The organism is Paenibacillus sp., assembly GCF_031177825.1.
In the GTDB taxonomy this organism is placed as follows: Bacteria; Bacillota; Bacilli; order Paenibacillales; family YIM-B00363; genus Paenibacillus_AE.
On sequence record NZ_JAPSKE010000022.1, the window covers coordinates 1 to 22,453 of the forward strand.

Here is a 22,453-nt window from a genome sequence, read left to right on the forward strand (position 1 = left end):
CCGCTCGACTTGCATGTATTAGGCACGCCGCCAGCGTTCGTCCTGAGCCAGGATCAAACTCTCCAAAAAGGGTAGTTCAAACTACTGCGCTCATTACAAGCTAGCATTTCTTACTTTAAGCATATGCGCTCATGTTCAGTTTTCAAGGAGCAAGCTTGTCTTACTCAACGTTGCTTGTCCGACTCTCGAGATTTTTCTCCGACGCTGTGTGCGTCTCCGAAAAACTCTGTCCTCGCGGCCGGAATTAGAATATATCATATCCGGACAAACAATTGCAAGTGGTATTTTAAATTTCCTTTTCGTTCACCGCCAAACTCGCGGCGGAAATCTATCCTACCACCGCGTTCGAGTAGGTGCAACATGCACATTTTCCCAATTCCGACGGTTCTACAAGGACAGCCTCGTCAATAAACTGTACAAGTAGTCAACTACACCCTATACCCGCTACGAGGAGCTGCTATCAACATGAGTACTTTCCTAAGTTATATCCTTCTCGGACTATCGCTGTCGGCGCCGATCGGACCGGTGAACGCCGCGCAGCTGGATAAAGGCATCCGATTCGGCTTTTGGAACGCTTGGTTGCTAGGGTTAGGGGCGATGGCGGCGGACGCCGCTTTCATGCTGCTTATTTACTTCGGGTCGGCGCACTTCCTGCAGACGCCCTTCATGAGGTCGTTCCTGTGGACGTTCGGCTGCTTCGTCCTCATCTACACGGGCGTCGAGAGCTTTCAGAAGGCTAAGGGGATCGGCAACGCGTCCAAGGAACAAGGAAAAGAAGCGCCGGCCAAATCCTTCGCCCAAGGATTTTTCCTGACGCTCAGCAATCCGCTTAGCATTCTGTTTTGGCTCGGTATCTACGGCTCGATTCTCGCCAAGGCCGCGGAAGCCGCAAAGCCCATGGACATGCTCGTAAACAGTGCGGCGATTTTCATTGGCATCTTGATATGGGACTTCACGATGGCGACGATTTCCAGTTCGTTTCAGAAGTTTGCTTCCGGCGGCTTCCTGACGTTCGTCTCGCGCGCGGCCGGTCTTGCGTTGATCGGCTTCGGCTTGTATTTCGGCATACAGGCGTTCAAGCTACTGTTTCTGTAACGCTCGTCGCTTGCGCAGGATCCGTTCCCGGAACGGCGATCCTTCCGACTCCGCCTCTTCCTCCTCGTCCTGCGTATCCGCGCGGTCCGGGTTTTTTTTCGATCCGCCCCCTCCGCCCTTCCACTTCGTAAACTGTAAGATGAGCGCGACGCCGATGATCGCGGCCATGAAGGCGATGCTTGCGAAGAAGCCGGGGCGGCTGCTCTTATCGAACAAAGTCCCGGTTACGGCGGCGGCGATCAGAACGATGGCGGTCACCGACTTGACCTGCGCCCACATCGTCAGCTTCGTCAGTCGGCGCGCGGACAGCACCATAAACAGCCAGGAGAACAACAGCATGAGGCCGCCCGCCGTAGTAATGTATTCATACACGGCTTTCGGCAGCGCAAGGGCGACCACGATGGAGACGATCATGCCCCCGATCGTTAGAAACAACGCCATATAAGGAAGCTTGCGCTTCTTCGTTTGCCTCGTGAACAGCTTCGGCGCGTCTCCGTCCTGCGCGATCGAATACATAATCTTCGTCGTGGAGAACAGCGAGGCGACCAAGCTCGAGAATCCGGCGATAATAAGCACCCCATTGAAAATGCTCACGATCACATGAAAATCGAGATCCTTCAGCGCCGTGACGAACGGACTTTCGTCCGGCGTGAAGTCTTTCTTCGGCGCCAAAACGAGCGCCAACGCCAAAGACGCCGTATACAGCACCGTGACCGCGCCGATCATGATCTTCCCCGCCTTCGGGGCGTCCTTCGGCGTCTTCAGTTCCGTCGCCATGAGGCCCATGACCTCGATGCCCGCGAACGCGAAGAAGGCGAAGACGAGCCCCGTCCACATCCCCATGGCGCCGTGCTCGAAGAAGTCCGAGACGGATTTCGGCGGATGCATGTGGGCGTTCTCCTGCCCGAGCACGCCCGGAATGACGAGGAACGCCAACACGATAAACATAACGAGAGCGGTGACCTTCAGGACGGCGAACACATTTTCCGCTTTCTCGAACCCCTTCTGTCCGAGCAGCACGATCACGACGCCCAGCGCCGAATAGGCCGCTGCGTACCCCCACAACGGAATTTTATCGTACCAAAATCGCGTGAACAGCCCGAGCGCCGTCAGCTGACTGCCGAGAATAAGCATCTCCGAAAGCCAGTACATCCAACCGTGACTGAAGCCGGCCCAATGGCCGAACGCATGCTTCGTGTACGTCCGGAAGGAGCCCTTCTCCGGTTTCTCGGCAATCATGCAGGACAATGCGTCGTACACGAAATACGTGCCGATCGCCGCCAACGCGAAAATAATTAAAACAGCGTAGCTCGCCTGCTCGATGGCGATGCCGGAACCGAGAAAGAAGCCGGTCCCCGTCGTAAACCCGAGGCCGAGCAGCGTCAGTTGCCACCACTTCAACGTTCCGCGGCTCGCCGCGGCGCCCGATGTCGGATGCTGGTTGTCGCTCATGATCAATTCCTCCTGGCCGATGTACGGACGTTTCCGTATAGCCTTCGACGCAGACCCCGCCGTTATCCCGGAGCGCCCGAGGAAACAACTGCCAGCGCCCTTTTTCGGATATGAATAGCCGTCCACCGTCCACAATAACCTCGATCACTATATAGAGGGGAACGAGCACTTATGCCGACAATGATGGAGACGAAGCCGTCCGCCGCCCGGGGCGTCGACTGGGAAGCGGTTCGCGCCATGTTCAATCTCGACTCGGACTACATTCATATGGGGACGGCGCAATACTTCGCCTCCCATCCGCGTCCCGTTCGGGAAGCCATCGAGCGGCATCGCGACGAGTTGGACAAAAACCCGGCGTTATATATCTTAAAGAACGAAGTGAAGTTCGCGGAGGCTTGCCGCAAATCGGCCGCCGACTATTTCGGCGTCGAGGACCACAAGCGCATCACGCTTGTCGACAGCACGACCGTCGGGCTCGGCATCGTGTATACCGGCCTTAACATTCAGCAAGGTCGCGAAATTCTCACGTCGGAGCACAATTATTACTCGCAGCAGGAAGCGATCAAGCGGGCGTCGGAACGTACCGGCTGCACCTTCCGCGAGGTGAAGTATTACGACGATATCCATAGCGTTACCGAGGATGAGATGGTGTCGAACCTGTTGGCCGAGGTGACGGACAAGACCCGGATCATTGGCGCGACGTGGGTGCATTCGAGCACCGGACTGAAGTCGCCGATTCCGAAGCTCGCGAGAGAGATCGCCAAGATCAACGAGAAGCGCGGCGACGAGGATCGCATCCTGCTCGTCGTCGACGGCGTGCACGGCTTCGGCATCGAGCTGGAGACATTCCCGGAGCTCGGCTGCGATTTCTTCTGCGCCGGCACGCATAAGTGGATTTACGGACCGCGCGGAACGGGTATCGTCGCGGCGACGGAAGCCGGCTATCGCCATGTCCGCCCGGTCATCCCGAGCTTCTCGGAGACGATGTACGACATCATCAGCGGATCCCCCGCGACGAACGTCGTCGACGGCACGACGATGTCCCCGGGCGGGTTCCACTCGATGGAGCACCTGTGGGCGATGCCGAGCGGCTTCGAATTTTCGCTGAGCATCGGCAAAGAGGCGATCTACGAGCGAGTGCACGCTCTGGCGCGCATGTTGAAGGAAGGACTGGCGGAGATGGACCACGTCCTGCTCGCGACGCCGATGGACGACCGGTTGTCCTCGGGGATCGTCTCCTTCGAGGTGAAGGGCATGACGCCGAAGGAAGCCGCGCAGGCGCTCGTCCACAAGAAGGTCATTTCGACCGAAGCGCCTTATAAGAAGCGGTACGCACGCTTTACGCCGGGTATTTACATTTCCGAATCGGACGTAAAGAAAGCCCTGGATGCGGTCCTATCGCTGAAGAAGTCGTAGGTATGGAAAAGGAGCCGGCCGGACGGCTCGCGGGAAGAAAGCAGCTAGGTTGTTACCACAAGTATTTCAGGAAGTCCGAACGCATCAGGTTCGTGTCGATGTTGCACGTCTCTGCATCGATGCCGTACTGCCAGATGTCGACGGTGGTGACCGCCTCCGCTTCCGGCTTATAAGCTTTAGGCGCGTTGGCTTTCGTCGTGATGCCGACTTCCACGTCGCTGGTCCATACGGCCAGCTTCGAGGCCAGCGCTTGATGCTGCCATGCGAACGAGAGGTACGAGGACAGCGCCTCGCTATCGCTCGCTTCGACGAAGACGGCGTACATGCCCGGCACGTACGGCGAGTCGAGCATCGTCTCGGTCCAGCCGCGGATAAATTCGGCGTCGACGGGATAAGTCGGCTCGACGTCGGCGAAGATGGCCGCGCCCTCCGGTATGCCGAGCTCCCCGGCCATCTCGATCGCCTGCTCCGCCTCGGCGACGCCCCGGTCGTACGTGGTCGCGTCCGTGAAGTGGTTATAGATCGGCAAGATCTTGATGCCTTGCCCGTGCAGCAGCTTCACTTCTTCCGGCGCGATGCCGTACGAGACGCCTTCTTTCGTCTCGAGGTAGCGGCCGACGAAGGCGGGTTCGCCGAAGCTTTCGCGAACGCAAGCGTATAACCCGTCGTCGACGAGGCTCGCGGTGTCGATGCCCCAGACGGTGTCGAGCGATTCCGGCGACTCCGGGGCGACCCGCGCGGCCGGCGTCTCCATCGGCGGTTCTGCGGGCGCCGGCTCCGTGACGGCCGGCCGCGAGCAAGCGGCGAAGAGCGCGGCGAGCAACAAGACGACGAGGCATGCCCAGAGCTTACGGTTTCGGATCATATGAAAAATCCCCCCTATCGTTAGGACATTGTATTCCTAGCGATAGAGGGGAGTGATAGAATCGCGTCAGTTCAGGCGACCGCCCAGCCGAAAGGGCATGGTCCTCTCCGCAAACTTCCGCGGTTCGCGAACAGCGATGCGCCTTACCGTCATATTAGCGATGATGCTCGTGCGCGGCCGGTTCGATATGGCTTACCGACAGCTGCGCGTACGCGACGCCGCGAAGCACCCGGATGGCGTCCGTCAATCGGCTGAGCCGACCGTAAGCCCCCTTCACGACGACGATTTCGAGGCATTGATCGTGGTTGAGGTGCACATGCATCGTGGAGATGATGTCGTGGTGGTAATCGTGCTGCAGCTCCGTCAGCTGCTTCGACAAATCCGAGACGTGATGGTCGTAGACGATGACGACCGTGCCGGCGACCGCCTCCTCGGGCGGCAGCCGATCGGGCTGCAGCAGCGCCTTGCGAACCAAGTCCCGAATCGCCTCCGACCGATTCCCGTACCCTTGCGCCGCGATCACCCGGTCGAACTGCTCGACGAGCTCCTGCGGCATCGAGACGCCGAATCGGACCAGCTCCTTCTCTTTCATGTCCGCACCGCCGTTCTGGTATGATGTATGCAGATTGTACCATGTTTCGTTCGCGGAGGGATACATCTTGGCATTGCAGTTCACGACGCTGGAGGATTGGGACCCTGATGTATGGCGCGCGGTCGAGCCGATCTTCGACGAAGCGTTCCCGCCGTCCGGACGCAAGACGAGCCGCATGATTCGGAAAATCGTCGATACGGACGCCGGCTGGCTGCATATCGGCGCGGAGGACGGCGAGGCCGTCGCGATGGCCGTCACCGGCAAGCTGCCGGACCTTAGAAGTCTGCTGATCGACTACGTCGCGGTACGATCCGCCGCAAGGTCGCGGGGCATCGGGCGGCGCATGGCGGGGTTCTTGGCGGAGGAGGCGCGAAGGCTCGGCTTCGACGGCCTCGTCATCGAGATCGAAGCGGAGGCGACGCCGTTGAACGAGAGCCGGGAGCGGTTCTGGACGTCGCTCGGCTTCCGGCGGACGGAGTACGTGCATCGGTACCGCTGGGTTCCGGAGACGTATCGGGCGTTATATATGGAGCTTGGGGGCGAAGGCGCCGCGGCGCTCCCCCATGACGGGGAAGCGCTGTTCCGCGGCATTACAGGCTTTCATGGGAAGATTTGGCGGGATTGAAGACGACGAACCGCAGCGCCGCGTAATGCAGCAGCGAATAGATGACGCTGCCCGCGACGGCGGCCGTCTGATCCGGCGACAGCGGCGCCGCGGCCCAGTCGGCGAGCGCCGCGCGAGCGGCGGGGAACGCGGAGAGGTAGCAGGCGAGGCTCGCGCCGCCGAAGCGCAGCGCCGCCGCCGCCGGACTGCCGCGGTGCCGGAACGTGAAGCGGCGGTTCATCGCGAAGCTGACGGCGAGGCCGAGCGCCGTGCCGAGCGCCGTCGCCGCGAGATACGGCGCGCCTAACGCGAGGGCGGCGAACGTCGTGCCGTAGCCGACGACGGTGTTAAGGACGCCGACGGCGAGGAATCGGGCGAACGTCTTCACTTCACGGCCGCCCCCCTCCGACCTGCCGCGCGTCCGTGCGCCGATACAGCCGCTTCGCCGCGGCCGCCGCCGCATGCGCGAAGCAGACGGCCGCCAGCCCCGCCGCGCAAACCGCCATAAAGTCGAACGCGACGTTATATAAGAACAGATGCTTCGCGAGATCCGCGTCTCCGTCGCCCAGCAGCGGCGTGACGTAGGCGATCGCGGCGATGAACGGCGCGCCGTACAACGCCCCGTGCGCGCGCAAGCCGGTCAGCGCGGCGACCCGGCGGCTGGCGAGCAGCGCCGTATAAAGCGCGGCGACCGCCGCCGCGGCGTAGACGCTGCGGGGCATATGCGCTTTCTTCCCTTCGCTCCACCAGGCGCCCTTCAGATGGACGGCGCCCGGCCCCCGCCCTTCCCCCTCGGCATAATTGCCCAGATAATAAGGGCGGATCGTCGACGCGTCGTCCGCCGCCCGCTCGAGCCGCTCGAGCAGCTTGCGCGGATGCTTAGCGTAATACAACGCGACGTCCAGATGGCCGATGCGGTCGTAAAACAAAGCGTCGAGCGCCGGCGACGTCTGCGGAATCGCCGTGCCGGCTTCGAAGAAGTTCGTCCCGGCGAGCGGCGCGAGCTCCGCGGGCAGCCCCAGCTCCCTCAGGTCGGCGGGGACGTCGTCCGAATGCTTCAGCACCCCGTAGAACACGGTTTGGTACAAATTAATCTTCTTCAGCTCTTTAGGAGCAGCCGCATAAAACGCTGCCGTCAGCAGCAGGACCGCCGCCGATAACGCGAGCGCGAGCTTGCGGGTCCGCGGGCCGGGGGCCGCTCTCCCCAGCGCGAGCAGCGAGCCGCAGAAGACGAGGCCGACGGCGAAGTTTTGCGATTTCGCGCCCATGAACAAGACGGCGGCGGCGAAATACGCCCAGAGCCGGAAGCGTCCGGGCGCCCTCGCCGCGTGCAGCCCGCAGCCGATCGCGAGCAGGAAGCCGATCAACGATACAGGCTCGCCGTAGAACGAATGGTAGTACGCCGCATAGGCAACGTCCGTGTAGACGGCGACGAGCAGCGCCGCGACGACCAGCTTCGTTGCGCGGTTCGCTTGTAGCCCCCTGTAGATCAAGACGATCGCCGCCGCGAAGCAAGCCGCATAAACCGCCCCTAGCGACGTTATTTGGAACAAGCCGCCGGGGTGAAGCAGCGCGTTCGCGGCTTTCGCGACGAACAATAACAGCAGATGCGTCGACGCGTAGCCGCCGAAGCCCAGCGGGGCGTTGCGAAACTGAAGGATCGCGTAGTCGAAATACTTGTCCTCGTAAGTCAGCCCGTCGCTCGCGTAATCGAAGCCCGCCGTCTTCATCACCCGCAGGAAGTCGCCGTTATCCGCCATCCCGACGACCGGCCGATGCATAATGCCGAAATATAGAAGCGCCAGCGCCGCCGCCGCCAGCGCCGCCCCGATCCATACGTCCGCGCGTCGTTTCGCCATCTCCTTGCCGTGCCTCCTCAGCGTTCTCTCCTCAGAAGCATCGACATTTCCGATCCCCGATACACCTCGCCGAATCGATTTGTATTCGGGACAATGTTCCGTTCCGCCCAGATGGGCATATGGTATCCCATCTTTCGAAAAAGCGAGTGTGAACGAAGTGAAGTTGAACGTTGGGCAAGTGAAGTATTTGGCATGGCACGAGACGTTGGAGATGCACGAGTTGGTCGCCTTCCAGACCGGCCAATTGGTCTCGTTCAAGAAGAAGCTGCCGACGCTCGAGGATGCCGGACTCCGCTCATTGTACGCCGAAGCCGTCGCCGCGATCGAGAACAATCTGCGCGAGCTGCTTGCGTATTACCCGAAGGCGCCGGTGCTGAACCGGGACGAAGGCGACGTAGAAATTCCGGGCGCCGAGTCGGCGCAGCTGCTCGGCGTGCTGAAGACGTCCGTGCGGAACTACGCGATCGCGATTACGGAGACGGCGACGCCCGAGCTTCGCGCGACGTTCGTCAAGCATCTGACGGCCGCCATCGCGCTGCATGCCAAGGTGTTCTACTTCATGCTCGAGCGCGGATATTACCCTTCCTACAATCTCGATCAGCTGCTGGCGACGGACGTCAAGAACGCGAATATGGCGTTGTCGTTGTAAACCGAAGATCCGTTTGGAAAACGCAAAAGAGACCGGCCGGGGCCCCCAAGCTCCCGTCGGTCTCTTTCTCAAGTTAATCGACCGGCCCTCCGACTTGGACCGTGGCGGAAGCGGCCGACCCGTATTCCTTGCCGTCGTACGGATACGCCTCGACCGTCAGGAGCTTCCCTGCATACGCCGGCAGCACCGGCAGCTCCTTTCCGTAGCCGACGACCTTCCTCGCGTTCGTCGCCTTGTCCGTCGCTTGCCAGACGTACTTCGCCGCGCCAAGCGCGTCGCCGTCCGGATCGCTCGCCTCCGCTGCGGCCGACAAGAGGCCCCCGACGGCGGCTTCGCCCGTCACGCTCACGCCCGTCGCGACGGGCGCTCGGTTCGTCCCCGCATAGACCTGATCCACGAACCAGCCGCGAAACCCGTTGTACTGCTCGTCGCCGGTCTCGAAAGACAACGCGACGCGCACCCGCTGCCCCGCCCATTCCCCGAGCGGGAATTCGTACCGCCGCCACGCCGGAGCCGCGTCCGCGCCGCCGGACGTGTACGGCTTGTAGGAAGGCGATTCGTTGCCGCCGTCGTCCGGATTGAGCACGAACGTTCGCGTTGTCCCGTCTTCCGGCTGCACGCGAACGCTCATCCGGTCGTAGCCGTCGGGGTTCGCGCTTTCGATCTCCCACCAGCTCCAGAAGCTGAGCGTCGCGTCCGGATCGGGCGCTACCTGAAACGACGGCGACCAGATCGTCCCGCCATGCGCGTCCGCCGACGTCCCGCCGTCCAGTTCATAGCCGTACTCGCTCATTTCGTTCATGTAATTGCCGACGGCATACACGCTGTTCGTCACCGTCGCGCTGCCGTACCATAACGCTTCGCCGCTGAACGGCGACGTCGGCAGGAAGCCTTCGCTTCCGTCCTCGTCTTGCGGCTCGACGTACTTGCCGACGGCTTCGTTCCGAAGGCCGGACGCCGATGCGTAGACGCGCCACAAGCCGCTGCCCGTCTCCTCGTCCCACAGCGACTCGCGCAGCGCGTTCGCGCCGGCTGCGACCGCGGGCTCGATCAGCCCCATGAGCGCCGCGAGATCGGCGGCCTTCGCCGCGGACGTCTCCGACGCGCCGTCGCCGTCGAAGTCCCACGCCGTCGTGTCTCCGATGCGCGCCGCGAGCGTCGCGACGTCCCGGATGTCGAACGCCGCGTACGATCCCGCGACGATCAAGGGCAGCGGCACGCTCTCCGACGTATCGGTACGGACGAGCCGGAGCGCATGAACGCCGCCGGCCGCAAGCCCCGTCACGACGGCCCGCACCGGAACGTCTTCGCCAAGCCCCGTCCCCGACCATCGCGCCTCGTCCCCATCCGCGACGGCCACGGGGACGCCCTCCGGCGCCTGGAACAGAACGACCGCCTCGGAACCGAGCGTCGCGACCGTGCCGCGCGGGTACAATAGTTCCAAGCCCGACGGATCCGCCGCCATTCGCTCTTCGACCCTCTCCGGACCGCCCGCGCTCGGAGCGAACGTCCGCCCTTCCGCGCCGGCGGCCGGCGCCCCGGCGACGCCGAAGAAGACGATCGTCGCCCCGACAAGTACAAGGACGAGCCGGGCGCGAAGCCCGCCTCGGGAGATGATATCCATGGGCAGTTCCCCTCGCTCTATGAACATTTCGCATCATGCCTATTATATACCGTTAATAATGGATGACGTTATGACGAATTGTCACGAAGAAGGTCAAGTCCGCCGCTCGCTCCCCGTCACAAATCCGGGCTCCGGGCGGGAGGCGTCCCTGTTCCAAATCAAATACCGCCGCAAGTCCCTTATGGACTCGCGGCGGTTGCCGAATGCGCTGCTTATTTCGTCGATTCCGCCACTTGCTTCACCATCTCGGACACGGAGACAAGGCCGCCGCCGGAGAGGTACCAGTAGTTCGGATCGAGGTAGATGATTTTGTTATTCTTGTACGCCTTCGTGTTCTTGATCAGCTCGTTGTCCGACAAGGAGCCTGCAGGCGCGGCTTCTCCCGTCGTCACGACGGCGTTCCGGTCGATCACGAACAAGTAGTCCGGATCCTTCTCGACGATATATTCGTAGGTGACGCTTTGACCGTGCGTCTCGACGACGATGCCCTCGTCGACGGCCGGGATGCCGAACGCGCCGTGAATGATGCCGAAGCGCGAGCCCGGTCCGTACGCGCTGATTTTCCCTTCGTTGGTCAGGACGATCAGCGCGTTCTTGCCGCCGGTCGTCGACGCCGCGTTCAGGTCGGCGACCGCCTTCTCCACCGCCTCCACTTCCGCCGCGACTTCCGCTTCCTTCTGGAAAATTTGACCGAGAATCGTTACGTTATTCTTGAACGACTCCATGTAGTTGGCGTTGTCGACGCCGATAAACACCGTCGGAGCCAGCTTCGTGAACTCTTCGTAATTCGCCGATTGGCGGCCGGAGATGAGGATCAGATCCGGATCGACCTCGGCGATCTTCTCGAAGTCCGGCTCGACGAGGCTGCCGACGTTGATGTATTCGCTGCCGCCGTACTTCTCCATATAAGGCGGGATCGAGCTGGATTGCGGCACCGCGGTGACCGGAACGCCCAGCATGTCGAGCGTGTCCAGCGCGCCCCAGTCGAACACGACGACCTTCTCCGGATTGACCGGCACGACCGTCTCGCCCAATTGATGCTTCACCGTAATTTCCGTCGGCGCCGCCGGCGCCTCCACCGGAGGCGTCTCCGCTGCGGGCTGTTCCGCCGCCGGCGTCTCCGCCGCTCCGTTCGTGCCGTCCTCGGACGCGTTGCCGCCGCCGCAAGCCGCGACGACCAGCATCATAACCAACAATACCGCCCATACCGAAAATTTCTTCATGCTTCTCCCCACTCCTTAAAATAAATAGTTTTCTATGTTGTAGTGCCTTTATGCCCTTAGGAAAAGTACACCGCGATCCGGTTCCCGCCGATCGTCTCGATCGGAATATCCATGTCGTAGATCTCTTTCAACGCGTCGGTGCGGATAATTTCTTCTACCGCGCCTTCCTTCGCCACGCGCCCGTCCCTCAGCGCGACGATCCGATCCGAGTAGCAGGAAGCGAAGTTGATGTCGTGCAGCACGATCACGATCGTCTTGCCGAGATCGTCGACCAGGCGCCGAAGCACCTTCATGATTTGCACCGAGTGCTTCATATCGAGATTGTTGAGCGGCTCGTCGAGCAGGATGTACTCGGTGTCCTGCGCGATGACCATCGCGATGAACGCGCGCTGATTTTGCCCGCCGCTCAGCTCATCCAAAAATTTGTGCTGCATCGCTTCGAGATCCATATAGCGAATCGCCTCGTCGACGTGCTTCCAGTCGCCCTCCGTCAGCCGGCCCTGCGAATACGGGAAGCGGCCGAAGCTGACGAGCTCGCGCACCGTGAGCCGGACGTTCACGATATTCGATTGCTTGAGAATCGATATCTTTTTCGCTAAGTCGCCGCTCTTCCACTTCCGGATTTCCTTGTCCTCGATCCACACTTCGCCTTCGTCCTGCGGCGTCAAGCGGCTGATCACGGAGAGCAGCGTGCTCTTGCCGGCCCCGTTCGGGCCGATGAAGGAAGTGATCTTGCGCGGTTCGATGCGCAGGGATACATTTTCGACGACGGGCTTGCCGCCATAGGACTTCGTTACGTTCTTCACGACTACCACGTTCGATTCTCCTTTAACAGCAAATACAAGAAGTACACGCCGCCGATGAAGTTGATGATGACGCTCAGCGTCGTGGAGAAGACGAACACGCGCTCCACGAGCAGCTGACCGCCGATCAGCGCGACGACGCCGATCAGGATCGAGGCCGGGATGAGAAACTTGTGCCGGTACGTCCGCATGAACTGTACGGCCAAGTTCGCCACGAGCAGTCCGAGGAACGTGATCGGACCGACCAACGCCGTCGCGACGGCGATCAGCACCGCGATGACGACGAGCAGCTTCTTCATGACGGCTTCGTAATCGATGCCGAGGTTCACCGCATGCGCCCGCCCGAGGGACAACGCGTCGAGCATCGGGACGAAGCGGAGCGCGTACCCTCCGACGACGAGGAATACCGCGAGCGAGATCCAGACGAGCTCCGTATTGACGTTGTTGAAGCTCGCGAACATGCGGCCTTGCACGACGAGGAAGTCGTTCGGATCGATCAGCACCTGCATGAACGTCGTCATGCTGCCGAACAGCGTCCCCATCACGATGCCCGCGAGCAGCAGGAAGTAGATGTGGGCGCCAGGCCGCTTGAACAGAAGGCGGTACAGCACCAGAGCGAAGCCCATCATCGCCGCGACGGAGAGGAAGAAGTTCAGCTTCTGATTCATGACCGCGACGTTCATCGCGCCGTACGCGAAGACGATGAACGTCTGGACGAGCAAATACATCGAATCGAGGCCGATAATGTTCGGCGTTAAAATCCGGTTGTTCGTCATCGTCTGGAACACGGTCGTCGCGTACGCGATCGCCGCCCCCGTCAGTACGATCGCCAGCACCTTGTACGCCCTTCGCGGCAGCACGTACCCGACGTTGCCGCCGAGATTCGCGAACAGGAAGACGCTAATCAGCGCGAGCGCGACGGCCGCGAGGGAGATGAGCTTGCCTCTAGGCCCCATAGTTCTTCCTCCTCAGCAGCATATACAGGAAGATCGCGCTTCCGATGACGCCGACCGTCAGCCCGATCGGAATTTCGTACGGGAAAATGATCAGACGCCCGAAGATGTCGCAGGCGAGCAGGAACACGGCGCCGAACAGCGCGGTCGACGTCAAGCTGTTCCGCAGATGATCCCCCCGATACATCGTGACGAGGTTCGGAATGATAAGGCCGAGGAACGGAATCATGCCGACGGTCAGCAGGACGACGGCCGAGACGAGCGCGACGATCGCGAGGCCGATGTTGACGACCCGCTTGTAATTCAGGCCCAGGTTGACGGCGAACGATTCGCCCATGCCGGCGACGGTGAAGCGGTTCGCGTACGCGTACGCGACGATCAGTACCGGCACGCTGAGATACAACAGCTCGTAGCTGCCGCGGATGATCAGCGAGAAGTCGCCCTGCATCCAAGCGGTGATGTTCTGGATGAGATCGTTCTTGTACGCGAAGAACGTCGTGACCGAACCGATAATGCTGCCGAACATCAGTCCGACGAGCGGAATGAAGATCGCGTCCTTGTACTTCACCCGGTCGAGCAGCTTCATGAAAATATAAGTGCCGGCCAGCGCGAACGCGAAGGCGACCAGGATCTTGGCCATCGTCGACGCGCCGGAGAACAATAGTATCGCCACGAGCACGCCGAGCCGGGCCGCTTCGTCCGTGCCGGCCGTCGTCGGCGAGACGAACTTGTTGCGCGTCAGCTGCTGCATGATCAGCCCCACGATGCTCATGCTCATGCCCGCGATAACGATGCTGACGAGCCGGGGCACGCGGCTTGCGAAAAAAATTTGCGCCTGCTTCTCGCTCATCGTAAACAGGTCCATAGGCGTTAAGTCCGAGACGCCTACGAACAGCGAGACGACGGATAACGCGATCAACGCGGGCAGTAAATATCTTATTTTCATGATTCGCTCCTGGCGTATATGCTTCTCCACGGAAGCGTCTAGGCGCCGCTGCGCGGCATGGCGTTACTCGCCGATGACGGTCAGCAGCCGAGAGGCCGGAATTCTCGCTTGCGCGGGCGGCACCGCCGCGGGATAGCCGACATGCAGGCTGCCGACGATCTTCTCGCCGGGCCGAGCGCCGACCGCCTCCCGGAATCCGGGCTGATGCAAGAGGCCGTACGTCTCCCAGACCATGCCGAGGCCTCGCTCCCACGCAAGCAGGCCGAAGTTGTGAATGACGCAGCTCGTCGCCGCGTAATCTTCCTCGCGCACGGCAAGCTGGGTATCTTCCCGCATGAGCACGACGACGAACATCGGTACGGCCATGAGCTTGTTGTAGAAAAATTCGCCGAGTTCCTTCGATTTGACGGGATCTTTCTCCCGCTTCTCGTTGACGGCTCTGGACACTTCCGCGATCCGCTTGCGGCCTTCTCCGTGCACGACGACGAACCGCCACGGCTGCGTCAGCTTGTGGTTCGGCGCCCATACGGCGGCGTCGAGCAGCTCGGCGACGACGTCGAGCGGTACCGGCCGATCCTGTTGGAACTTATGTACCGATCGCCGTTCTCTAATAACTTCCGATAATCCCATAAAGTCCCCCTGCGCCGCTGGCATTATTCTCCGTCGGCTATGTCGAAAGTGATAATCATTATCAGTGAAACACTTTCCCTATTGTACCGCATCCTTCTTCGAGCGGAATGGACATTTCTATTTTTCGTATGGACTTTTTAAAATGTCCCCGCGCAGCAGGTGATTGACGGTTTGATCGAGCAAGCTTTCGTAGAAGGCCGCGTTGTACAGCGAAGGATCCGAATGCCGAATCAGCAAGCAGGCCGTCCGCCCGGATTTCCGTTCGCGCCATTCGGCGGCCAGCCGGAAGCCGAACGCTACCGGCAGCGAATCGGGCAGCAAGAAGAGCACATTGTCGCATGGCAGCGCCGCGACGTCCTCGATCCGCTCCGCGTCCAGGAAGCCGAGGCCGAGCGCCGCCGGCGGCGGAGCGAAGCCCAGCTCCTTGTAGAAGAGGTCGCTCATCTTCTTCCGCTGCGGCCCGAATACGCGGAAGCCGCCGGCGAACGCGCCGACGAGCAGGAACGGCGAGCCGCCCAGCCTCTCGTTCACGTGCGTCCGCGCGTTGGCCGCCTTCGTCTCGAACAGCGACAGCCATCGTTCCGCGACGCCCGGCAGCTCGAGCGCTCCGGCGATGCGCCGCAGCCGCTCCTTCCAAGAGGGCGCTTCCGGCCCCTTCCAGACGATGCGCTCCACCGGCGCGATCCGCGTAAGCTCCGCTTGGATGTCGTCCGGAACCGGATGCGTGAAGATGAGATCGGGCTTCGCCGCTCTGAGATTCGGCAGCAGCTCCTCGGCGCGCGCCTCCCAGCCTCTCGGCGGCGCGAACGCGGACGCGATGCCGAGCGCCGCGAGATCGCCTTCGAAGACCGGGCACAGATTGGCGATGCGCCGATTGGCCCGGCTCGCGTATTCGGACGGCGACACGCCCATATGCTTCTTAAACAGTCGGCTGAAATACAGCTCGTCCGCGTACCCGACGGAGTGGGCCACGGCCATGATCGACGCAGGCGCGTTCGACAGCCGGGCGAGCGACGCGTTCAGCCGCACGGCCGTCAGCAGCTTATGCGGGCTGAAGCCCGTGTGCTCCCGGAACGCTTGATAGAAGCGGCTCGGGGAGGCGCCGGACAAGCGGGCGAGTTCCTCCATGTCGAGGTGCTCGTCGAACCGATCGCGGATCGCGCGCCGCGCTTCCTCGACGTGGCGGTGCAGCGGATCATCGGCGCTGAGGGCGGCCGCCCGCGCGGCCGCGACGCAGGCGGCGGCGACGGCGTGCAAATGCGCCTGCAGCTCGAGCCGCGTCTCGAGCGGCAGCGCTTCGAAGCGGCCCGCTCCCGCGCTTGCCGCGAACGCCTCCGCCGGCGCGCGCGAGCGGGGCAGCCGGAACGCGCGGCGGTCCCCGCCTTCGCTCGCGGGCCATGCCGGCACGGCTTCCGACGCGCGGAAGCGGACGAGCAGAACGTCCGCCGGCGCGGGACCGGGATTATATAGGGTTAACCGTCTGCGCGACGGGACGAAGAACCAGTCGCCGGATGCCGCGGCGAAGTCCGCCGCCTCGTCCTCCATCGTCGCGGACACGTGCTCGCGCTGGACGAAGCCGAACCGCGGCGCCTCGTCGCCGGCCACGTCGACGCCGCCGCTCTCCGGCACGCGGACGAGCGTAGTATCTAAGTAGGAGAGCAAGTCCGTTCACGTCCTTTCCAACATCTCATTTTATTTGAAAATGATTCTCATCGTCAAACGCAGACGTTTTTTCCGCCGCCGCGCCATAAAAAATAGCGGAGGCACCGGCACGCGACTGGCAACCATCCGCTATTTTTCCCCTACTTGAACTTCTTCCAATCCATCCCGCTTTTGCCCAGCAGATACTCGAAGTCGTTGTCGAGCCGCTTCTGCTCCTGCTTGCGGCGCTCCTCTTCCAAGACGCGCTGGCGCTCGCGCTCTTGCGCTTCCTGCGCCTTCAGCGCGTCGGCTTGCGCTTTCAACTTCGCGAGCACGTCAGCGCCGAGCGCGTCTTTCAGCGTCAGCCCCTTCTCCTTCTCCTGAGGAGAAGCCTTCGGGGCGCTCTTCGCTTCAGACCGACCGTTCGAAAACCCGCCGCCTGTCTTCCGTTTCCCCATACTCATCACCCGTTAACGATCATACCACCGTTCACGTGCAAAATCTGCCCCGTCATATAGGAGGAATCGTCGCTCGCGAGGAAGACGTAGCTCGGGGCCAGCTCCTCGGGCTGTCCCGCGCGCTGCATCGGCGTCGTGGCCCCGAATTTCGATACCTGCTCTTCGTTGAACGTCGACGGGATGAGCGGCGTCCAGATCGGCCCCGGGGCCACGCCGTTGACGCGGATGCCCTTGCCGACGAGCTGCTGCGACAGCGAACGGGTGAACGTCACGATCGCGCCCTTCGTCGAAGAATAGTCGAGCAAAATCTCGTTGCCCTGATACGCCGTAATCGACGTCGTATTGACGATCGCCGCGCCCGACTTCAGATGCTTCATCGCCGCCTTCGTCAAATAAAACATCGCGAAGATGTTCGTCCGGAACGTCCGCTCCAGCTGCTCGGCCGTGATGTCCTCGATGCTCTTCTGCGGGTGCTGCTCCGCGGCGTTGTTCACGAGAACGTCGAGCTTCCCGTACTCGCGTACGGTGCGCTCCACCGCATCCCGGCAAAACGTCTCGTCCCCGATATCGCCTGCGATCAAGAGGCACCTGCGGCCCTCCTGCTCGACCTGACGCTTAGTTTCCTCCGCGTCCGCGTGCTCGTTCAAGTACACGATCGCCACGTCCGCGCCTTCCTTCGCGTACGTCACGGCCACCGCGCGGCCGATGCCGCTGTCGCCGCCGGTGATGAGCGCCGTCTTGCCGAGCAGCTTGCCCGCGGCTTTATACTGCCGATCCTCGAACGCCGGCTTCGGGTTCATGTCCCGCTCCAGGCCCGGCTGCCGGTCCTGATGCTGAGGAGGGAACGCTTGCTTCGGCGGCTGCTGCGTCGTCGTTGCCATACCATCGACTTCCTTTCGGTTTCCAAGAATGGTGCGATCCGCGTTTAGTATGTCCCGTTCCCCTTCCGCTATTTAACAGTCGTTCCCCGCTGCTCGTTGACGCGCTTCGATTTGCGTTTACACCGCGGCGCGGCGCCCTTATAATGCCGATAACACCACCGTTTAACGGAGTTAAGGAAGTGCAAGCGCGTGAGCGAAGCGAAACCCCGAATGTCGAATGCCGCGGAGCCGAATTTCGAGTCCCTTTTTCAATACAACTTGGATCCTGTCTTCGTGTTGGACGACCGCAGCAACTTTACCGGCGTCAACCCGGCGGGCGAGCTTCTGATCGGCTATACCCAAGAACAGCTTCGCTCGATGTCTTACATGCAGTTAATTACGCCAAAGCATGCCGAAGAGGTCGAGCGCTGTTATTTCCACGTCATCCAACGGCTGGAGCCGCAGACGATGGAGGTGGACATCATGCGCGCCGACGGGAAGATCGCGGAGCTGACCGTTACGACCGTACCCCTGCTGACGAATGGCCGGGTCGCGGGCGTCATCGGCATCGCCAAAGACATGACCGCGCGGAACAAGTCCCTTCGGCTGATCGACGGGCAGAACCGAGTGCTCGAGATGATCGCGAAGACGCAGGAGCTGGACGTCATCCTTCGCAGCATCGTCGCGCTGATCGAGGAGCAGACCGGCGCGCTGTGCTCAGTGCTTCTGTTGAACCCGGCCGCCGACCGGCTCCGGCTGCGATCGGCGCCGAGCTTCCCCGAAGCGTTCAATCGCAATATGCAGGATTTGCCGGTCGGCCCTACGGTCGGCTCGTGCGGAAGCGCCGCTTACCATAAGAAAACCGTGATCGTCTCCGACATCTCGACGGACGAACGCTGGGACGGCTACCGAGAGCTTGTCCAACCGTACGGCATCGAAGCTTGCTGGTCGGTCCCGATCGTATTGGAGGACGAAGTGGTCGGCACCTTCGCCATGTATTCCTTCGAGCGGCGCTCCCCGAGCGAAGAGGAGCTCCGGTTGATCGAACGCGCCGGGGCGCTCGTCAGCCTTGCGATCGAGCGGCAGCGGCAGGACGAGACGATCCGGCACATGGCGTTCCACGACGCCTTGACCGGACTCGGCAATCGCCGGCTGCTGGAGGAATCGCTCGATCGGGCGATCGAGCGGGCGGCCCGCGAGGGGAACCAACTGTCCGTCATGTTTTTGGACCTGGATCGATTCAAGATCGTCAACGATTCCATGGGGCATCGCTTCGGCGACGCGCTGCTCAGGCAAGTCTCGAGGAGGTTGGTCGAGTCGGCGGACGGGGCGGGGTTGATCGCGAGGCAAGGCGGGGACGAATTCGTGCTGCTGCTGGACGGCGCTTCGGAGGAGCGGGCGCGAGCGCTCGCGGAACGCATCTTGGACGCGCTGCAGGCTCCCTTCTATGTCGAGGGGCAAGAGATTTTCATTACGCCGAGCATGGGCGTCAGCGTCTTCCCCGATCACGGCCTCGATCCTCAATCGCTCCTGAAGAGCGCGGATTATGCGATGTATCAAGCGAAGCAGAACGGGCGCAACGGCTTCCAGCTGTTTAATCCGCAGCTGCAGTCGAAGGCGGAGAAGCGGCTCGAGCTGGAAAATCATTTGCGCCGCGCGTTGGAGCGCGGCGAGCTGTCGCTGCATTACCAGCCGCAGGTCAATACCCGCACGCGGCGCGTCATCGGCGTCGAAGCGCTGCTGCGTTGGAATCACACGTCGTGGGGACCGATCTCTCCGGCGACGTTCATCCCGATCGCCGAGGAGACGGGATTGATTTTGCCGATCGGAGACTGGGTGCTGCACGAAGCGTGCCGGCGGACGCAGGCGTGGATCGACGACGGGCTGCCGCCGATGACGGTCTCCGTCAACATCTCCGCGAGGCAGCTGCAGCAGCCGGATTTCGTCTCGTCGGTGCAGGCCGCGCTCCTCGCGTCCCGCCTCCCGGCCCGGTTGCTCGAGCTGGAGCTGACCGAAAGCTTGACGATGGATCGGACGTCCTCCTTCGAGGTCATCCGCCGCCTGAAGCAGCTTGGCGTCGGCATCGCGATCGACGACTTCGGCACGGGCTACAGCTCGCTCCATTACTTGAAGCATCTGTCCATCAACCGGCTCAAGATCGATCAATCGTTCGTTCGGGATCTGCTGGCGGACCAGAACGATCAAGACATCGTGAAGGCGATCGTCACGATGTCGCACAGCCTCGGCATCGAGGTTATCGCGGAGGGCGTCGAGGCCGCCGAGCAGGCAAGGTTTCTTGAGCGTCACGGCTGCGATCAGGTGCAGGGGTTCCTGTTCTCGCGCCCGCTGCCGGCGGAGGCCGTTCCCGCGTTTCTGCGGAAATAAGCTGCGCCGAGGACTCAGGGAAGTTGCGAAAACAGAGCCGTCCCCCACGCCGACGATTCGGGCGGGGACGGCTCTTCTCTTTCTCCGCCTCTACAGCGGCAGCGCGACTTCCCCGGCGCTGACGATGCGGAGCGCCGGCACGTCCGAGTTCAGCTTGAGGAACGCCCGGTTTTGCGCCCGCGTCGCCACGAGCTGCACGACGACGGCGTCGTCCCTAACGTCCAGCAGCTTGCACGGGAATGCGTCGACCCAGCCGCGCAGCCGAGCCGCGCGCTCTTCGCCGGCCTCCATGCCGAGGCGCACCAGCATCAGCTCCCGCGCGATCGCGGGCGGCTCCAGCGCTTCGACCTCGTAGACGTCGACGAGCTTCTGCAGCTGCCGAACGACTTGTTCGACGCCTTGCTCCGGTCCCGGCGTCAGAATCGTCATGCGGGCGCAGCCCTCCCGCTCGCAAGGCCCCACCGCGATGCTCTCGATGTTGAATCCTCTTCGTCCGAACAGCCCGGCGACGCGCTGCAGCACCCCCGGTTGATCCGACACGAGCAACGACAACGTATGGACGGTTCGCATGTTCATGGCTCCTCCCCAAGGATCATGTCGTGAAGCGCGCTGCCTTGCGGGACCATCGGGAAGACGAGTTCGTCCCGGGAGACGACGAAGTCGACGAGCGCCGGCCCCGGCGTCGCGAGCGCCTCCCGCCACGCCCGCTCCGCCTCGGCCTTCGTCTCCGCCCGCCATCCGGGCACGCCGTACGCTTCCGCCAGCTTGACGAAGTCGGGACTGCCCGACAGATCGATATGGCTGAATCGCTCCTCGTGAATAAGCTTCTGCCATTGCCGAATCATGCCCAGCGTACGGTTGTTGATGACGACGATCTTGACCGGCACGCGGTGGATCGCGCAGACGGCCAGCTCCTGGGCGCACATCTGCATCCCTCCGTCGCCGTTGATCGAGACGACCACGCGGTCCGGATTGCCGATCTGAGCGCCGATCGCCGACGGAAAGCCGAAGCCCATCGTGCCGAGCCCGCCCGAAGTGAGCAACGAGCGCGGCCGGCGAAAACGATAAAACTGCGCGGTCCACATCTGATGCTGGCCCACGTCCGTCGTGACGATCGCTTCGCCCTTCGTCGTTCGGTCGATCATCTCGATGACGTATTGCGGCTTCAGCTCCGTCTCGCTGTCGCGGTAGGCGAGCGGGAACCGTCGCCGCAGGTCCGTCAGACGCCGGATCCACGCCTCCCGATCCGCGGCGGCCGACGGCGCTTCGATTCTCTCGTTCATCCAGGCCAACGTCTCGCGGGCGTCGCCCAAGACGCCGTACGCGGTCGGCACCAGCTTCCCGATCTCGGCCGCGTCGATGTCGAGATGCGCGATCTCCGCGCACGGCGCGAACTCGCTCAGCTTCATCGTGACCCGATCGTCGAACCGAGCGCCGACGGACAGGAGCAGATCGCATTCTTGCAGCGCCGTATTCGCCGTCACCGTCCCATGCATGCCGGGCATGCCGAGCCATAACGGGTGATCCCCGGGGAAGCCGCCCAGTCCGAGCAGCGTCGTCGTCACCGGAATGCGCGATCGCGAGGCGAAGGCGACGAGCTCCTCGCTCGCGTTCCCGTGGATTACGCCGCCCCCGGCCAGCACGAGCGGCCGCGACGCTTCGGCGAGACGCGCCAAGAGACGCGACGCCGCCGCTTCGTCCACCCCTCGCGCGCCGGGCTCGTATCCCGGCGGCGCCGCCGTCCGCTCCGGATAGACGAAGTCGGTCGTCGCCGCGGAGACGTCCTTCGGAATGTCTACCAGCACGGGCCCTCGCCGGCCCGTTCCGGCGATCAGGAACGCTTCCCGCAAGATCCGGGACAGGTCCTCCACCCTGCGCACGGAATAGCTGTGCTTCGTGATCGGCTGCGTGATGCCGACGATGTCGGCCTCTTGGAACGCGTCCGTCCCCGTAAATTCGGTCGCGACGTTCCCCGTGATCACGACCATGGGGACGGAATCCATGTAGGCGGTGGCGATCCCCGTGACAAGGTTCGTCGCCCCCGGACCGGACGTCGCGATGCAAACGCCCGTCTTGCCGGTCGCCCGCGCGTAGCCGTCCGCCGCATGTACGGCGCCCTGCTCGTGGCGCGTCAGCACGTGGCGGAAGCCCTCATGCCCGTGCAGGGCGTCATACATATACAACACGGCGCCGCCCGGATAGCCGAACACGCACTCTACGCCTTCCAGCAGCAGCGTGCGCAACATAATTTCGGAGCCGGTCAACCGTTCCGGCCGCAAGCCCCTCTCTTGCTCTCTCTGATCTCTCATCGAAATTCCTCCTCGCCGATGTCGGCGACTTGAACGTACCATGCGAAAGCGAGAAGGAAACTACTCTTTCGAACACTCCGATAGTATAC

Annotated in this window: 21 protein-coding genes and 1 rRNA gene; 5 read left to right on the plus strand and 17 right to left on the minus strand. The window is 62.4% G+C overall.

Features of this window, described 5'->3' with window-relative positions; genetic code table 11:
* Positions 1–69: ribosomal RNA gene (locus RIN49_RS20975) — 16S ribosomal RNA — on the minus strand; the annotation flags it as partial.
* Positions 70–465: 396 nt separating this feature from the next.
* Between RIN49_RS20975 and RIN49_RS20980 the strand changes: the two genes are divergently transcribed.
* Positions 466–1,095 (plus strand): LysE family transporter, encoded by a 630-nt coding sequence (locus RIN49_RS20980; RefSeq protein ID WP_309122105.1) that lies wholly within the window; start codon positions 466–468, stop codon positions 1,093–1,095.
* Here the strand turns inward: RIN49_RS20980 and RIN49_RS20985 are convergent.
* On the minus strand, positions 1,081–2,547 hold the full coding sequence (locus RIN49_RS20985; RefSeq protein ID WP_309122106.1) for an amino acid permease: 1,467 nt from the start codon (positions 2,545–2,547) through the stop codon (positions 1,081–1,083). The genes RIN49_RS20980 and RIN49_RS20985 overlap by 15 nt on opposite strands.
* Positions 2,548–2,718: 171 nt before the next feature.
* Here RIN49_RS20985 and RIN49_RS20990 point away from each other — a divergent pair, with 171 nt between their 5' ends.
* Complete coding sequence (locus RIN49_RS20990; protein WP_309122107.1) at positions 2,719–3,963, plus strand: aminotransferase class V-fold PLP-dependent enzyme; 1,245 nt, start codon at positions 2,719–2,721, stop codon at positions 3,961–3,963.
* A gap of 52 nt (positions 3,964–4,015) precedes the next feature.
* On the opposite strand, the gene RIN49_RS20995 is transcribed toward RIN49_RS20990, so the two are convergent.
* On the minus strand, positions 4,016–4,828 hold the full coding sequence (locus RIN49_RS20995; protein WP_309122108.1) for a glycoside hydrolase domain-containing protein: 813 nt from the start codon (positions 4,826–4,828) through the stop codon (positions 4,016–4,018).
* Between the two features lie 154 nt (positions 4,829–4,982).
* On the minus strand, positions 4,983–5,420 hold the full coding sequence (gene nikR, locus RIN49_RS21000) for a nickel-responsive transcriptional regulator NikR (protein WP_309122109.1): 438 nt from the start codon (positions 5,418–5,420) through the stop codon (positions 4,983–4,985).
* Between the two features lie 67 nt (positions 5,421–5,487).
* On the opposite strand from nikR, the gene RIN49_RS21005 reads away from it, so the two are divergent.
* Complete coding sequence (locus tag RIN49_RS21005) at positions 5,488–6,045, plus strand: GNAT family N-acetyltransferase (protein WP_309122110.1); 558 nt, start codon at positions 5,488–5,490, stop codon at positions 6,043–6,045.
* Here the strand turns inward: RIN49_RS21005 and RIN49_RS21010 are convergent.
* Positions 6,011–6,412 carry a GtrA family protein gene (locus RIN49_RS21010; protein WP_309122111.1) on the minus strand — a complete coding sequence of 134 codons (402 nt, stop codon included), beginning with the start codon at positions 6,410–6,412 and terminating at the stop codon, positions 6,011–6,013. The two genes, RIN49_RS21005 and RIN49_RS21010, sit on opposite strands and share 35 nt — an antisense overlap.
* Before the next feature lies 1 nt (position 6,413).
* On the minus strand, positions 6,414–7,883 hold the full coding sequence (gene wsfD, locus RIN49_RS21015) for a glycan biosynthesis hexose transferase WsfD (RefSeq protein ID WP_309122112.1): 1,470 nt from the start codon (positions 7,881–7,883) through the stop codon (positions 6,414–6,416).
* A gap of 211 nt (positions 7,884–8,094) precedes the next feature.
* Here wsfD and RIN49_RS21020 point away from each other — a divergent pair, with 211 nt between their 5' ends.
* Entirely contained in the window at positions 8,095–8,532 is a 438-nt protein-coding gene (locus tag RIN49_RS21020; RefSeq protein ID WP_309122181.1) for a spore coat protein, read from the plus strand.
* Between the two features lie 73 nt (positions 8,533–8,605).
* Here RIN49_RS21020 and RIN49_RS21025 read toward each other — a convergent pair whose 3' ends face one another.
* The 9 genes from RIN49_RS21025 to RIN49_RS21065 form a co-directional block, all read right to left on the minus strand.
* Positions 8,606–10,156 (minus strand): hypothetical protein, encoded by a 1,551-nt coding sequence (locus RIN49_RS21025; protein ID WP_309122113.1) that lies wholly within the window; start codon positions 10,154–10,156, stop codon positions 8,606–8,608.
* Positions 10,157–10,368: 212 nt separating this feature from the next.
* Entirely contained in the window at positions 10,369–11,379 is a 1,011-nt protein-coding gene (locus RIN49_RS21030; protein WP_309122114.1) for a siderophore ABC transporter substrate-binding protein, read from the minus strand.
* Positions 11,380–11,435: 56 nt separating this feature from the next.
* Positions 11,436–12,194, minus strand: a complete 759-nt coding sequence (locus RIN49_RS21035; RefSeq protein ID WP_309122115.1) for an iron ABC transporter ATP-binding protein — start codon at positions 12,192–12,194, stop codon at positions 11,436–11,438.
* Entirely contained in the window at positions 12,188–13,138 is a 951-nt protein-coding gene (locus RIN49_RS21040; RefSeq protein ID WP_309122116.1) for an iron chelate uptake ABC transporter family permease subunit, read from the minus strand. The genes RIN49_RS21035 and RIN49_RS21040 overlap by 7 nt, the downstream gene beginning before the upstream one ends.
* A complete protein-coding gene (locus RIN49_RS21045) occupies positions 13,128–14,081 on the minus strand; it encodes an ABC transporter permease (protein ID WP_309122117.1) in 954 nt (317 codons plus the stop codon). The genes RIN49_RS21040 and RIN49_RS21045 overlap by 11 nt, the downstream gene beginning before the upstream one ends.
* Positions 14,082–14,144: 63 nt before the next feature.
* On the minus strand, positions 14,145–14,711 hold the full coding sequence (locus RIN49_RS21050; RefSeq protein WP_309122118.1) for a nitroreductase family protein: 567 nt from the start codon (positions 14,709–14,711) through the stop codon (positions 14,145–14,147).
* Positions 14,712–14,828: 117 nt separating this feature from the next.
* Positions 14,829–16,373: a helix-turn-helix domain-containing protein gene (locus RIN49_RS21055; protein WP_309122119.1), complete on the minus strand. Its 1,545-nt coding sequence runs from the start codon at positions 16,371–16,373 to the stop codon at positions 14,829–14,831.
* A gap of 140 nt (positions 16,374–16,513) precedes the next feature.
* Positions 16,514–16,810, minus strand: coding sequence for a YqkE family protein (locus tag RIN49_RS21060; protein WP_309122120.1), 297 nt, complete (start codon positions 16,808–16,810; stop codon positions 16,514–16,516).
* 5 nt (positions 16,811–16,815) lie between these two features.
* Entirely contained in the window at positions 16,816–17,691 is an 876-nt protein-coding gene (locus RIN49_RS21065) for an SDR family oxidoreductase (protein ID WP_309122121.1), read from the minus strand.
* 189 nt (positions 17,692–17,880) lie between these two features.
* Here RIN49_RS21065 and RIN49_RS21070 point away from each other — a divergent pair, with 189 nt between their 5' ends.
* The gene (locus tag RIN49_RS21070; protein WP_309122122.1) at positions 17,881–20,055 is read left to right on the plus strand and encodes a sensor domain-containing protein; all 2,175 of its coding nucleotides are present in this window, start codon (positions 17,881–17,883) and stop codon (positions 20,053–20,055) included.
* 90 nt (positions 20,056–20,145) lie between these two features.
* Here the strand turns inward: RIN49_RS21070 and ilvN are convergent, their stop codons facing one another.
* Both ilvN and ilvB read right to left on the minus strand, forming a co-directional pair.
* The gene (ilvN, locus tag RIN49_RS21075) at positions 20,146–20,625 is read right to left on the minus strand and encodes an acetolactate synthase small subunit (RefSeq protein WP_309122123.1); all 480 of its coding nucleotides are present in this window, start codon (positions 20,623–20,625) and stop codon (positions 20,146–20,148) included.
* 2 nt (positions 20,626–20,627) lie between these two features.
* The gene (ilvB, locus tag RIN49_RS21080; protein WP_309122124.1) at positions 20,628–22,364 is read right to left on the minus strand and encodes a biosynthetic-type acetolactate synthase large subunit; all 1,737 of its coding nucleotides are present in this window, start codon (positions 22,362–22,364) and stop codon (positions 20,628–20,630) included.
* Between the last annotated feature and the right edge of the window lie 89 nt (positions 22,365–22,453).

Coding starts and splice junctions, on each gene's coding strand:
- RIN49_RS20980 (WP_309122105.1), top strand. CDS start 466: ATGAGTACTTTCCTAAGTTATATCCTTCTCGGACTATCGCTGTCGGCG.
- RIN49_RS20985 (WP_309122106.1), bottom strand. CDS start 2,547: ATGAGCGACAACCAGCATCCGACATCGGGCGCCGCGGCGAGCCGCGGA.
- RIN49_RS20990 (WP_309122107.1), top strand. CDS start 2,719: ATGCCGACAATGATGGAGACGAAGCCGTCCGCCGCCCGGGGCGTCGAC.
- RIN49_RS20995 (WP_309122108.1), bottom strand. CDS start 4,828: ATGATCCGAAACCGTAAGCTCTGGGCATGCCTCGTCGTCTTGTTGCTC.
- nikR (WP_309122109.1), bottom strand. CDS start 5,420: ATGAAAGAGAAGGAGCTGGTCCGATTCGGCGTCTCGATGCCGCAGGAG.
- wsfD (WP_309122112.1), bottom strand. CDS start 7,883: ATGGCGAAACGACGCGCGGACGTATGGATCGGGGCGGCGCTGGCGGCG.
- RIN49_RS21020 (WP_309122181.1), top strand. CDS start 8,095: ATGCACGAGTTGGTCGCCTTCCAGACCGGCCAATTGGTCTCGTTCAAG.
- RIN49_RS21025 (WP_309122113.1), bottom strand. CDS start 10,156: ATGGATATCATCTCCCGAGGCGGGCTTCGCGCCCGGCTCGTCCTTGTA.
- RIN49_RS21030 (WP_309122114.1), bottom strand. CDS start 11,379: ATGAAGAAATTTTCGGTATGGGCGGTATTGTTGGTTATGATGCTGGTC.
- RIN49_RS21040 (WP_309122116.1), bottom strand. CDS start 13,138: ATGGGGCCTAGAGGCAAGCTCATCTCCCTCGCGGCCGTCGCGCTCGCG.
- RIN49_RS21045 (WP_309122117.1), bottom strand. CDS start 14,081: ATGAAAATAAGATATTTACTGCCCGCGTTGATCGCGTTATCCGTCGTC.
- RIN49_RS21050 (WP_309122118.1), bottom strand. CDS start 14,711: ATGGGATTATCGGAAGTTATTAGAGAACGGCGATCGGTACATAAGTTC.
- RIN49_RS21060 (WP_309122120.1), bottom strand. CDS start 16,810: ATGGGGAAACGGAAGACAGGCGGCGGGTTTTCGAACGGTCGGTCTGAA.
- RIN49_RS21065 (WP_309122121.1), bottom strand. CDS start 17,691: ATGGCAACGACGACGCAGCAGCCGCCGAAGCAAGCGTTCCCTCCTCAG.
- ilvN (WP_309122123.1), bottom strand. CDS start 20,625: ATGCGAACCGTCCATACGTTGTCGTTGCTCGTGTCGGATCAACCGGGG.
- ilvB (WP_309122124.1), bottom strand. CDS start 22,364: ATGAGAGATCAGAGAGAGCAAGAGAGGGGCTTGCGGCCGGAACGGTTG.